This is a genomic window from Streptococcus sp. HMSC072D07 (assembly GCF_001814835.1).
Taxonomy (GTDB): Bacteria; Bacillota; Bacilli; order Lactobacillales; family Streptococcaceae; genus Streptococcus.
The window spans coordinates 110,044-123,363 of the sequence record NZ_KV818086.1; the positions used below are offsets into that span (position 1 = coordinate 110,044).

Annotated in this window: 11 protein-coding genes; 2 read left to right on the forward strand and 9 right to left on the reverse strand. The window is 39.4% G+C overall.

The genetic code is table 11. The features are described 5' to 3' along the window. Window positions 1-21 precede the first annotated feature (21 nt). The 6 genes from HMPREF2991_RS09775 to gyrA all read right to left on the reverse strand — a co-directional run bounded on the left by HMPREF2991_RS09775 (window position 22) and on the right by gyrA (window position 8,315). A complete protein-coding gene (locus HMPREF2991_RS09775) occupies window positions 22-1,269 on the reverse strand; it encodes a glutamyl-tRNA amidotransferase (RefSeq protein ID WP_070683995.1) in 1,248 nt (415 codons plus the stop codon). Window positions 1,270-1,294: 25 nt separating this feature from the next. After that, complete coding sequence (locus tag HMPREF2991_RS09780) at window positions 1,295-2,569, reverse strand: DUF2130 domain-containing protein (protein WP_070683998.1); 1,275 nt, start codon at window positions 2,567-2,569, stop codon at window positions 1,295-1,297. A gap of 94 nt (window positions 2,570-2,663) precedes the next feature. Next, entirely contained in the window at window positions 2,664-3,944 is a 1,281-nt protein-coding gene (locus HMPREF2991_RS09785) for an O-acetylhomoserine aminocarboxypropyltransferase/cysteine synthase family protein (protein WP_070684001.1), read from the reverse strand. Window positions 3,945-4,094: 150 nt separating this feature from the next. Beyond that, a complete protein-coding gene (locus HMPREF2991_RS09790; RefSeq protein ID WP_070684004.1) occupies window positions 4,095-4,892 on the reverse strand; it encodes a formate/nitrite transporter family protein in 798 nt (265 codons plus the stop codon). Between the two features lie 199 nt (window positions 4,893-5,091). Continuing rightward, window positions 5,092-5,847: a class A sortase gene (locus tag HMPREF2991_RS09795; RefSeq protein ID WP_000018508.1), complete on the reverse strand. Its 756-nt coding sequence runs from the start codon at window positions 5,845-5,847 to the stop codon at window positions 5,092-5,094. Beyond that, window positions 5,847-8,315 carry a DNA gyrase subunit A gene (gene gyrA, locus HMPREF2991_RS09800; RefSeq protein WP_049479366.1) on the reverse strand — a complete coding sequence of 823 codons (2,469 nt, stop codon included), beginning with the start codon at window positions 8,313-8,315 and terminating at the stop codon, window positions 5,847-5,849. The genes HMPREF2991_RS09795 and gyrA overlap by 1 nt, the downstream gene beginning before the upstream one ends. A gap of 193 nt (window positions 8,316-8,508) precedes the next feature. On the opposite strand from gyrA, the gene HMPREF2991_RS09805 reads away from it, so the two are divergent. Beyond that, entirely contained in the window at window positions 8,509-9,495 is a 987-nt protein-coding gene (locus tag HMPREF2991_RS09805) for an L-lactate dehydrogenase (RefSeq protein WP_000204722.1), read from the forward strand. A gap of 128 nt (window positions 9,496-9,623) precedes the next feature. Here the strand turns inward: HMPREF2991_RS09805 and HMPREF2991_RS09810 are convergent, their stop codons facing one another. After that, a complete protein-coding gene (locus HMPREF2991_RS09810; RefSeq protein WP_001284636.1) occupies window positions 9,624-9,899 on the reverse strand; it encodes an HU family DNA-binding protein in 276 nt (91 codons plus the stop codon). 107 nt (window positions 9,900-10,006) lie between these two features. Further along, the gene (locus tag HMPREF2991_RS09815; protein ID WP_070567543.1) at window positions 10,007-10,843 is read right to left on the reverse strand and encodes a DegV family protein; all 837 of its coding nucleotides are present in this window, start codon (window positions 10,841-10,843) and stop codon (window positions 10,007-10,009) included. A gap of 141 nt (window positions 10,844-10,984) precedes the next feature. On the opposite strand from HMPREF2991_RS09815, the gene HMPREF2991_RS09820 reads away from it, so the two are divergent. After that, on the forward strand, window positions 10,985-11,833 hold the full coding sequence (locus HMPREF2991_RS09820; protein WP_070567545.1) for a YitT family protein: 849 nt from the start codon (window positions 10,985-10,987) through the stop codon (window positions 11,831-11,833). A 22-nt stretch (window positions 11,834-11,855) separates the two neighbouring features. Here HMPREF2991_RS09820 and HMPREF2991_RS09825 read toward each other — a convergent pair whose 3' ends face one another. Then, the gene (locus HMPREF2991_RS09825) at window positions 11,856-13,253 is read right to left on the reverse strand and encodes an APC family permease (protein WP_070567547.1); all 1,398 of its coding nucleotides are present in this window, start codon (window positions 13,251-13,253) and stop codon (window positions 11,856-11,858) included. Window positions 13,254-13,320 lie beyond the last annotated feature (67 nt).

The following is a 13,320-nucleotide window of genomic DNA, read 5'->3' on the forward strand; positions in this document are numbered from 1 at the left end:
TTTCTAGTTTCCCTTTCACTTCTATTCCTCATTGTTTAAATCAATTTTTTTAATATCATATAAATCCTCAGAGTAAAATGGTTTACCCGACTCAATTGGTAAAATATATTCAAAATTATCATCCTTTTCAAGCTGTTTATATTTTCCATTAACAACCGAAAAGTAGTCAGCATTTATGTTGTAATATCCATCTGGAAAGCTTGAAAAATCAATATCTCCTAGTTCCAATAGGTTGCTTTTGCTAAGTGTTAAATGCAAGCAAAGTGCTCCCTCCTTCATAAAGTCTTTAACAGAAAGAGTCGCATATCCTCTAAAAGCTTGTTTTTCTTTACTGAATGAATTTTGATTTTGAAGAGCCTTTTCTTTTATTAAAGGAGTTATCCTATATGAATTTGATATTTTAAAACCAGGGCTAGCTAATGGCTGTTCTTTATTATCAATAACTACTATATCATATCCTTTCTTTTGTATTGCACTTTCTACAGCTGATTTAAAATCATTCAGAACTGTCTGTGCGTCTTGGCTTGATGCAGAAAGCCTCAAGAATTCTTTAAAACCATAATTCTCATTAATGAAACTGACCTGTGTTAATTTTTGACGAATGTACTTAGCACCTACTTGGATAGTCATTCCATTATCCGATACTTCAAAAACACTAATATCTGAAACGTTACTATCTATTTCTACGCTTTTAAGAGCAACATCATAATTCATTCCCCTAGAAGAATAAAACTCTTTTAATTGTTGAACTTTAGCATTATTTCTAAAGTGGATTTGAATTCTACTTCCTATAAGTGGAGAAAAAATCCCAATCAAAAATAGAATAAGTAACTTACGACTTAATTTTGGATTATAGTCTTCCTTTTGATAAATCCAATCTAAATACGGAAATAAAAATAATGAAAAAATGAAACTCCAAAGGTCAATATCTTTTATAAAGTCAAAGGAAACGATCATTTTAAATCTTAGCAAAAACATCAGAAAAATTGCTAAAAAAATATTTCCAAGCAATAGAAAAGCAATGATGCGTTTCGATTCATTTTTTGCTTTTCGCACATAAGATATCCCCACCAGAAGATTAGCCAAAAAACTAATTCCATAACCAAATATAGTTGGAATAAATCCAAAAATAGCAAAGAATAAATTATATCTTGAGTCAGTATCGCCTACGCCTTCAATATTTAAAAGACCATATAGGAGATTAAGAAAAAATACAACTAATGGTAAATAAGCAATATAAATTTCCGAGAATTTCAAAGATTTTTTCATAGGAACTCCTGTTTTTAAGGTAATCTCACTCCCCCTTCAGTGCTTCAAATTTCGCTTTCATGGTTGGATTTTTACGGGTCAATTTTTTAACCGAAACATCTTCCAATTTGTTATTAGCGAGCCGGAGTTGGTTTTCAGATGTGGTTAGGAACTTTTTGACTTCCTCCATCCGTTTGATTGCCTTGTCAATTTCATCAATAGCTTTACCAAAGTTGGTCGAAGCAGAGTTGTAGTTTTTGGCAAAAGCTACTTTGAAGGCATCCAAGTCTTCTTCAAAATGGGTAATATCGATATTTTGCTCGCGAACTAAGGCCAACTCTTGCTTATATTTCAAAGAATTAAGCGCAGCATTACGTAAGAGACCAATCAACTGAATAAAGAACTGAGGACGAACCACATACATCTTTTCATACTCGTGACTGACGTCAACAATCCCTGTGTTAAAGTAGTCATTATCTGCTTCTAACATAGTCACCAAAACGGCATATTCACAGTTCTTCTCCCGACGATCCTTGTCCAATTCTTTGTAAAAATCTACATTCTTGTGCTTCTTCTCCGTTCCATCGGCTTCATTTTTCATCTCAAACATGATGGAAATAATTTCCACTCCATTTTCATCACGTTCTCGAAAGATAAAGTCCCCTTTAGACCCACGCGCAGAGACCTTGTTATCCTTCTCAAAGTAGGCATTTGGAAAGGCAAAACTACGAACCTTATTGAACTCACTCTCCGCATACTGTTCCAGACTTTCCCCGATAGCTTTTGTAGATTGTTGGGCTTTGAAATTCTTGTAAAATTCGACTTGTTCACTAGCAGCCTTGAGCTGGGCTTCGTAATTCTGCTTAACAGAAGCCAAAGACAACTCATTTTCCTTTTCTTGCAAGAGAAGCTGATTTTTAACTTGATCCCGTTCTTTTTCTAGGTCAGAAAGGGTCTTTTGCAGTTGATTTTCATGCTCCAAACGCAAGGTGGCCAGTTGGTTTTCCAAGACCTGCACTTCCTTGTCCTTAGCCAATAAAGCCTCATGGCTTATCTGTTCAACTTCTTTCTTGGCCAACTCTTTCTCTGTATCAAAGTTTTGGATTTGACTCTGCAGTTGCGCAATTTCTTGGTCCTTTTGAGCCAGTTTAGTCTGTTGCTCGTTCATGGCCTTTTGCTCAACCAAGGCCAGTTCCTGCTTCATCCGATCAAGTAGTTCCTTATCAAACTCTGCTGTTCTCACTTGAGACAGAAGTTCGGAATACTGACTTTCATTTACTGTAAAGACTTCCCCACAGTTGGGACATTTGATTTCGTTCATAACTTTCCTCTTTCTAGACTTCTGTAACCATTATATCATGCCTGAGGGAAAATCAAAAACAGCGAGTCGAAACCCACTGTTTATATCTTTTACTTTAAATTTTTTCCAAGGCCAAGCGCAAATCTTCAATCAAATCCTCTACATTTTCAAGACCGATCGACAAGCGGATTTGGTTTGGTGTGACTCCTGCTGCTTCTAGGTCTTTTTCTGACAACTGACCGTGAGTGGTTGTCGCAGGATGGACAACAAGAGATTTGGCATCTGCCACGTTTGCAAGATCAGAGAAGATTTCCAAATTATCAATTACCTTGCGAGCTTCTGCCTCTCCGCCTTTAACATGGAAGGTAAAGATTGAACCAACACCTTTTGGCAAATATTTCTCAGCCAAGGCATGATAAGGACTATCAGCTAGTTTTGGATAATTTACCTTCTCTACCTTAGGATGGTTGACAAGGAAATCAACAATTTTCTCTGCATTTTGCACATGACGTTCCACACGAAGAGAGAGAGTTTCAAGCCCTTGGAGCAAGAGAAAGGCATTAAATGGCGACAAGGCAGCACCTGTATCACGGAGCAATTGAACACGAACAGCGATAATAAAGGCTGCTGCACCCACATCACGAGTATAGCTCAAGTTATGGTAACTTGGGTCTTCCTCAACAAATTGAGGGAACTTCCCTGAAGCCTCCCAGTCAAAACGACCACTATCGACAATCACTCCACCAATAGTCGTACCATGCCCACCGATAAACTTAGTTGCTGAGTGAATGGAAATATCTACACCGTGAGAGAAGACGTTAATCAAATATGGTGTGGCAAAAGTGTTGTCCGAAACGAGAGGAATCTTGTGTTTATGCGCAATCTCAGCCAATTTTTCTAAGTCAGGAATGTTAATCAAGGGATTCCCCAAGGTTTCAATCAAGACAAGCTTGGTATTGTCACCGATAGCTGCTTCCACTTCTTCCAAATTATCCACATCCACAAAGGTTGTTGTGATCCCATAACGAGGAAGGGTTTCTTTCAAGAGGTTGAAGGTCCCACCGTAAATAGTTGACGCAGCCACCACATGGTCACCGGCGTGAGCAAGCGCCAAAATAGTGTAGGTTACAGCAGCCATCCCTGATGCTGTCGCTAGTGCTCCAACACCACCTTCAAGAGCAGCGATTCTTTCTTCAAAGGCTGCTGTTGTAGGGTTTGTGATACGAGTATAAATGTTCCCTGGTTTTCTCAAGGCAAACAAATCTGCACCTTCCTGCGTATCATCAAAAACGAAGGATGTTGTTTGATAAATCGGTACTGCACGAGATTTGGTCGCTGGATCAACTACTTGCCCAGCATGTAATTGTAGGGTTTCAAATTTAAAATCACGAGTCATATGACGACCTCCAAATAGCTTCATTAGGGATATTGTATCATCTTGTGCCAGTCTTTTCCAATACTGATTTTCTATATTTTGATATAAGGAACAACTATGACTAGTCTTACACATCAAACAAAAAAGCACGATTCACTCGTGCTCATTTCTTTAATCGACATAAGTATCTTCATTTTTATTGAGAAAGGCGTATGGCAAGCCCATCAAGAGACCTCCTCCGATAAAGTTTCCGACAAAGGTTACACCCCAGTGACGAAGAATATTAGGTATGTCAAAGTTAGCAATAGAATCTGCAGCAACACTAAACTTAACAATCGCAAAAGAAGCAAAGTTCGCAGCAATGTGTTCGTTTGTTAAGAATACAAACATGTAAATCGCTGACAAAACAAGCCAAAGTTTAGCCCCACCGTCTTTCACCAAAACAAATGAAAGAATAGCAATGTTTACAAAGATATTGGCTAAAATACCTTCAAGCAAGACTAGCTCATTGGAACGGCTTAACTTCATCTCTACAACTCCTGAAATGAAGCTATCATGTGTTAGATTTGCATAGGCTGCTGAGTGGGCAAAGCCCCAACCTGCTATCAAAGCTCCGATGAGATTGAACAAGGTACAGTAAAGCAAAATCTCAGCTGTTTTTCTCCAAGAAATTTTTTTCAAGAAACTACCAGCTGTCAAAAACATCATATTCGAAGTTACCAGCTCAGCATTAAAGAAAACAATGTAGGCCAATCCCCAAGCAAAAATAAATGGGAAGAGAAAACGTCCACTACCTGGAGCGATCTTATTAATCAAGTCAGCCCCAACTGCACCTGCAGCTGTACTAAATGTTAAAAAGGCACCTGCAAACATGGAACGAATCGCATACTTAAACTTGCTTTGGCTATAAAGACTTTCTTTCTTCTTGCAAGCAAATTCAATCTTTGAAATAAATTCTGAAGAGACCATAAAAAAAACTCCTAAACTTTTATTTGTGATAATTATAACATAATTCTTGTTTTCTCGAAAGCGTTTTCTGTAAAATTCTAAAATATTTATCTTAAAAATCTTTATCCTAAGCCTTATTATCTTTTTTCATAAGAACTATTTTGATCCTATTTGTTAACATAAAAACCAGTGAAATAGCACTTCACTGGTTCATTCATTCTTAATAACGTTGTCTATACGGTTGATTAAAGGCCTTCAAAATATCCTCAGAAGTCTCAGAATAAGCTTTTGATTCTTTAAAGATTCCTTTGACGATTATACGCTCAGTCGCATTATAATCAACACAGGTAACCAAAGTAATCTCCTTTACGCCGTCACGATCTTCGATTTCATCTACACGGTCAGGTGTAACACGTTTAACTTCTGTAATCTCATAAGTATAAACTTTATCCTTATCGGTCAGGTAAATTTTCATACCTGCTTTGGCATTGACCAAAGGCGAGAAGAGCATTTGACTGGCATTTTCAGCAGTAAAGATATGGTGACTGGCTAGAGAATAGTTGCCTTCTCCCATTTTTTGGTCTGGTTTCATGGTCCCTGCTCCGTAGAACAAGTTTACATTATCCAAACCTTTGAAAATAGGCAGGTTGATTTCTACTTCAGGAATAGCAATACCACCGATAACTGGAAGCTTTTGGGCATCCCATTGAGAAGCCAATACAGCTTCAGATGAAATAGACTTAACAGAGTCAAAATCAAAATTTCCCTCGGATTTTAGGTTTTCATCTATATTTTCCTTAGTGACTTGATTGACTTGGTATTTATTGGTATTCCATACCAAAAAGATATCGCGAATCTTTGAATTAAAAATCAAGGCTAAGGAAAGAAGAATTAAGAAACCCGCTAAAATATTGATAAATAGATTTCTGCGCTTATTTTTCTTACTCTTTTTATTTTTCGTTTTTTTATGAGACATTATGCTTCACCTTCTGTTTCAATTTCAGTCCCAACTTCTTCTTTTTCTGCCGCAGCAACCGTAGTAAAGGTCACAATCTTAGCATCCTGATCTAGACGCATCACCTTAACTCCCATAGTTGAGCGTCCAGTTTGTGAAATATTGGCAACATTTGTACGGATCATGACACCTGTATCTGTGATAATCATCAGGTCTTCATCGCCTTTAACAGTAAGGAGACCAGCCAGAGGACCATTCTTCTCAGCAACATTGGCTGTCTTCATCCCTTTACCACCACGGCCTTTAGTAGGATATTCAGTAGCAAGTGTACGTTTACCATATCCTTTTTCAGTGATGATAAGAACCTCGTCTTGGTTTGTAATCACGCTAGCGCCAACTACTGTGTCACCCTCACGAAGATTGACTCCTCGAACACCAGTCGCGATACGGCTCATGCCACGAACAGCTGATTGATTAAAGCGAACAGCATAACCAAACTTGGTACCAATGATAATATCCGTATCTTCTTCTGTCAGCAAGACATTAATCAATTCGTCTTCATCCTTAAGATTCAAAGCTTTAAGTCCATTTTGACGAATATTAGCGAACTCTTTAACACTGGTTCTCTTCACAATACCGTGACGGGTTGTGAAGAAGAGATAGGCGTCATCACTACGTTCAGACTCAACGTTGATGATGGTCTGAATACTCTCACCTTCGTCTAACTTCAATAGATTGACAACTGGTAAGCCCTTAGCAGTACGACCGTATTCAGGTATTTCATAACCTTTTAGTCGATATACGCGTCCTTTATTGGTAAAGAAGAGCAGATGATCATGGGTGCTGGTTGAAACCAACTCACGCACAAAGTCATCATCCTTAACTCCCGTACCTTGAACTCCACGGCCACCACGTTTTTGAGCAGTAAACTCACCTTGGTCCAAACGTTTGATATAGCCCTTGTTAGATAGGGTAATCAAGACATCCGTTTCTTCAATCAAATCTTCATCTTCAAGAGTTAAGACTTCTCCGATCATCAACTCCGTACGACGCTTGTCACCAAACTTGCGTTTGACTTCGTCCAGCTCCTCTTTGATGATTTGCGCCACGCGCTCAGGCTTGGCAAGAATATCAGCCAAATCTTCAATCAAGGCAATCAATTCATCATATTCAGACTGAATCTTATCACGTTCCAATCCTGTCAAACGACGAAGACGCATATCAAGGATAGCTTGACTTTGACGCTCTGAAAGCTTAAACTTGCTCATCAACTCAGCTTGCGCTTCCGCATCCGTTTCACTAGCACGGATAATACGAATCACTTCATCAATGTGATCCAGAGCGATTAAAAGACCTTCTAAGATGTGCGCACGCGCTTCTGCTTTTTCCTTGTCAAAACGAGTACGGCGAACAACCACTTCTTTTTGGTGCTCGATATAAGCATCCAAAATTTGACGAAGGGACAAAATTTTTGGCACACCATTTTGAATCGCCAACATGTTGAAACCAAAGTTGGTTTGCATCTGGGTCATCTTGAAGAGGTTGTTAAGGATAACGTTGGCAGACGCGTCGCGTTTAACCTCGATTACAAAGCGAACGCCTTCGCGGTTGGACTCATCACGTACGGCTGTAATGCCCTCAATTCGTTTTTCCTGAACCAAGCGAACAATATGCTCATGTACCTTGGTTTTATTAACCATATAAGGGAATTCCGTTACAACAATACGCTCACGACCCGTCTTAGTGGTTTCAATCTCTGTACGAGAACGAAGGACAATGGAACCTTTACCGGTCTCATAAGCTTTGTGGATCCCTGATTTCCCCATGACAAGAGCACCAGTTGGAAAATCTGGACCAGGCAAGACTTCCATCAAGTCCTTAGTCGTCACTTCAGGATTGTCCATAACCAACTTCACTGCATCAATGGTTTCACCCAAGTTGTGAGGGGGAATATTGGTTGCCATCCCAACGGCGATACCCGTTGCTCCATTGACCAAAAGGTTTGGAAAACGAGCTGGCAAGACCAAGGGTTCACGCTCATTGGCATCGTAGTTGTCTACGAAATCAACCGTGTTTTTATTGATATCACGAAGCATTTCTAGAGCAATCTTGCTCATACGTGCCTCAGTGTAACGCTGCGCGGCAGCACCGTCCCCATCCATGGAACCAAAGTTTCCATGCCCATCAACGAGCATGTAACGGTAGCTCCACCACTGGGCCATACGAACCATAGCCTCATAAATAGACGAGTCTCCGTGAGGGTGGTATTTACCCATGACATCCCCTGTGATACGGGCTGATTTTTTATGAGGTTTGTCTGGAGTAACACCTAGTTCATTCATTCCGTAAAGAATACGGCGGTGAACAGGTTTTAAACCATCTCGAACATCAGGAAGAGCCCGCGCTACGATAACACTCATGGCGTAATCGATAAAGCTAGTCTTCATCTCCTTTGTCAGATTGACATTCACTAAATTTCTATCCTGCATTCATAAATGCCTCATTTCACTATTAGTAATTAGATATATTATACCATAATTTGTCCTTCATTTCAGCCTTTGAAAATCGCTAAAACGTTTACATTGATAACCGAATAGAATATTCGTGACAAAGCTTTTTAAAAGTGATAGAATGAAAGTGTCTGGGGATTCCCCTAAAAAAAATGAAGGAGATGTTTAGATAATGACTTCAACTAAACAACACAAAAAAGTGATCCTTGTTGGTGACGGTGCCGTAGGTTCATCTTATGCTTTCGCACTTGTTAACCAAGGAATTGCACAAGAGCTTGGAATTATCGAAATTCCACAATTACACGAAAAAGCTGTTGGTGATGCGCTTGACCTTAGCCACGCCCTTGCCTTCACTTCACCTAAAAAAATCTACGCTGCTCAATACTCTGACTGTGCAGACGCTGACCTTGTTGTTATCACTGCAGGTGCTCCTCAAAAACCAGGTGAAACTCGCCTTGACCTTGTAGGAAAAAACTTGGCTATCAACAAATCAATCGTAACACAAGTTGTTGAATCAGGGTTCGATGGTATCTTCCTTGTTGCAGCTAACCCAGTTGACGTTTTGACTTACTCAACTTGGAAATTCTCTGGATTCCCTAAAGAACGTGTTATCGGTTCAGGTACTTCACTTGACTCAGCACGTTTCCGTCAAGCACTTGCTGAAAAATTGGATGTTGATGCTCGTTCAGTTCACGCCTACATCATGGGTGAACACGGAGATTCTGAATTTGCGGTTTGGTCACACGCTAACATCGCTGGTGTAAACCTAGAAGAATTCCTTAAAGACACTCAAAACGTTCAAGAAGCTGAATTGATTGAATTGTTCGAAGGTGTTCGTGACGCTGCCTACACAATCATTAACAAAAAAGGAGCTACATACTACGGTATCGCTGTAGCACTTGCTCGTATCACAAAAGCAATCCTTGATGACGAAAATGCAGTACTTCCACTTTCAGTCTTCCAAGAAGGTCAATACGGTGTTAAAAACGTCTTTATCGGTCAACCAGCTGTTGTTGGTGCACACGGTATCGTTCGTCCAGTAAACATCCCATTGAACGATGCTGAAACTCAAAAAATGCAAGCATCTGCTAAAGAATTGCAAGCTATCATTGATGAAGCATGGAAAAACCCTGAATTCCAAGCAGCTTCTAAAAACTAATGAAAAGAAGGTTCTCAAACATGGGAACCTTTTTCTTTTTTCTTTTTGCCCCAAAAATACCCCAAAGCAACAAAAAAGCCTATCGACCAAGCAATGAAGCTTGATACAATAGGCTTTTTGAAAATTCATTATTTAACAGCGTCTTTAAGAGCTTTACCAGCTTTGAATGCTGGAACTTTAGAAGCTGCGATTTTGATTTCTTTACCAGTTTGTGGGTTGCGACCTTTACGTGCTGCACGCTCACGAACTTCAAAGTTACCGAAACCGATCAATTGAACTTTTTCACCAGCTGCAAGGTATTCAGTTACTGCTGCAAATACAGCGTCAACTGCTGCTGCTGAATCTTTCTTAGTCAATTCTGTAGCTTCTGCTACTTTAGCGATCAAATCTTGTTTGTTTGCCATGTTAACAAATCCTCCAAATAATTTCTAATTAACAAATATAATCATATCCTAAAATCGGCTATAGGTCAAGTCAAAAACACTATTTTGACTATTTTTTCTCTATTTTTTTAGGAATTGTAGCGAATTAGAATCGCCCAAGCATTCTCTCCAGTATGAGTTTGAATAATAGAGCCAGTTTCCAATACAGAGATTGGCTTCTCAACATAAGGTTGCAATAATGCCTTCATCTCATTCGCCCATTCGTTCGTTCCAGCATAAGAAATTCCAATTTCTGCAACTGATTTTTGGGAAAGAGTATTGGTTAATTCCTCAAGCCACTTTTTGAACGTTTTCGCTCCACGTCCTTTGACGATTGGTTGGAGTTCGTGGTTCTTCATCTGCATTATTACACGAATATTCAAGAGTGAGCTTAGTAATCCTGTCACACGTCCAATACGACCACCCTTAACTAAGTTTTCTAGCGTCGAAACACCGATATAGAGTTCTGTATGATTTTTGACGTCCTCTACATGAGCCAAGATCGTTTCTAAATCTTTACCTTCTTTAGCAAGTTTTGCAGCTTCAACAACTTGGAACTTCATTGCTTGATCTGTAAAGGAACTATCAAGAACCGTTACATCAGCAGTTGAGAGGCTGGTCCCTTGGCGAGCAGCTTCCACAGTTCCAGACAAGGCATGGGACATGTGAATGGCGATAATTTGACTGCCATCTTTACCTAGTTCTTCAAAGACCTCAGCAAACACTCCTACAGGTGGCTGACTTGTTTTAGGCAGATTCTTACTTTGTTGCATAAGATGAAGGAATTCTCCCTCTTTAAAATCTGCATCCGAATAAAGCACACTATCAATCATAACTGATAGAGGGACAACAGTGATATTTAATTCTTTAACTACTTCTGGTTCGATAGTAACAGAAGAGTCCGTTACAATTTTTACTTGTGTCATAATTCAATCTTTCTATTCTTCTCGATAGGATTGGGATTTTCTCCTTTATTATATCAAAAAAATGATAAAAAATCATAAGTGATCCGATGAAAAGAACTGAATTTTTGGTATAATCTATCTATAGAAAAGTGAGGAACAGCCATGATTCGAAAACTTCAACCGATTATCACTATTATTTTTGGAGCTGCTATCTATGCCTTCGGTCTTACTTACTTTGTTGTTCCTTATCATTTATTTGAGGGAGGGGCGACAGGTATTACCTTGATTACCTACTATCTTTTTAAGATTCCTGTCTCATTGATGAACCTCTTGATTAATATCCCTTTATTTATCCTGGCTTGGAAGATATTTGGACCTAAGACCCTCTACTCCAGCCTTCTAGGATCTATTTCACTTTCCATTTGGCTAGCAATCTTTGAGCGCATTCCTTTGCATATCGACTTGCAAGGAGATCTCATCATTGTCGCTTTAGTCTCAGGAGTCTTACTAGGGGTTGGTTTAGGAATTATCTTTAATGCTGGTGGAACCACTGGTGGCTCTGATATCGTTGCCCGTATCCTCAACAAATACACCAATATTTCGATTGGTAAATTGCTCTTTGGGATTGACTTTTTTATCCTAATGTTGATTTTGATTATCTTCCAGGACCTTCGTCTAGTTACCTATACCCTCTTATTTGACTTTATCATCGCTCGTGTTATTGACTTGATCGGTGAAGGGGGTTATGCTGGTAAAGGATTTATGATTATTACCCAATATCCTGATCAATTGGCCAAAGAGATTAACGATGAACTCGGACGTGGCGTTACCTTTATATCTGGTCAAGGCTACTACAGCAAAAAGGATTTAAAAATCATCTACTGTATCGTAGGTCGGAACGAAATCGTTAAAATGAAAGATATGATTCACAAAATCGACCCTCAAGCCTTTATCACTATCACTGAGGCTCATGAAATTCTGGGTGAAGGATTTACTTATGTGAAAGATTAAAAAAGCTGGGAATTCCCAGCTTTTATTCTTCTTCTGCGAGGGTTGAATGGCGGAACCCGTAAGTAAAGTAAATGACTAGACCAACTAGAAGAGCAATACCAAAGGCAATCCAGGTATCTAGACTATATTGAAGCATAAAGGAAACACAGATAAGAATGGAAAGAATTGGCAAAAGTGGCACCAAGGGAGTTTTAAACTCTCCCTCTTTTGGCATCCCCTTATCCTTTCTGAGTTTTATTATTCCATAGGCTAGCAAAATGAGATAAGCTAGCGTACAGATATTTAAGAAGGCTGCAATACTGGCTAGAGGAAAGACTCCTGCAGCAATGGCTGAAGCAACTCCTGTTAAGAGGGTCGCATTTTTAGGAACGCGACTAGTCTTGCTTAATTGTTTGAAACTTTGAGGTAAAAGTCCATCACGTGCTAAGCTATAAATCATCCGAGATAAAGCATAAGTCATGGAGATACATACGGTTATCAGGGTTAGAATGGCTACAAGCGAAACATAATTTGCCGCCCAGCCGATACCAATACTCCGTAATGAAAATGCTACTGCATCGTCCACATTGAGCTTACTGTAGTGAACAATCCCTGTCAATACTAAAGTTACCAAGGCATAGAGAATGGTGACGATTGTCAGAGAAAGTACGATTCCGCGAGGAATATTTTTTTGAGGATTTTGAATTTCATCAACTGCCATGGAAATAGACTCAAATCCGAGAAAACCAAAGAACATCAAAGATGCGCCCGCCATAATCCCAGTACTTCCACCATATAGTTGACCAAAACCAAATGGAGCAAAATTCGTCCAATTTTCAGGCTTGATGTACCAAATACCAACTAGGATAAATAAGGCGAGAGCTGAGAATTTCAAGACCACTAAAAGCGAATTAAATCTCAAAGCTGCCTTAGAATTTAATAAAACCAATCCCGTTACCAAGGTAAGTACTAAAATAGGCAGAAGATCGATATAGGTTCCTTGTTCAGGGTTAAAGGTGCCATTCAAGGCTTGCGGCATCGAGATACCATAATTACTAAGCAATCCCTTAAAGTAAGCTGCCCAGCCAGACGCCACACCTGAAACAGCCGTCATGAATTCCATGATGGTCAGCCAGCCAGCAATCCAGGCTGGCAATTCTCCTAGAATCGCATAGAGGTAACTATAAGCACCACCAGTTGCAGGAACACGAGAGGCAAATTCTGCAAAAAAGAGGGCTGATAGAGAAACACACAGGGCAGAAATCACAATGGAAATCACTAGTGATGGACCAGCTAGGGTAGCCGCTGCTGTTCCTGTAATGGTGAAAATCCCCGTCCCCACCATAGCACCAATCCCTAGAAGAATCAAATCCCATAATTTCAAATGGCGATGCATCTCTGTCTGTCTCAGACTAACATCCTTGGTTCTAAAAATATTCATACTTCATCTCCACTAAATGTAATTGTTTTATTTTACCATATAAAAGTATTTTTGTGAATATTTATTA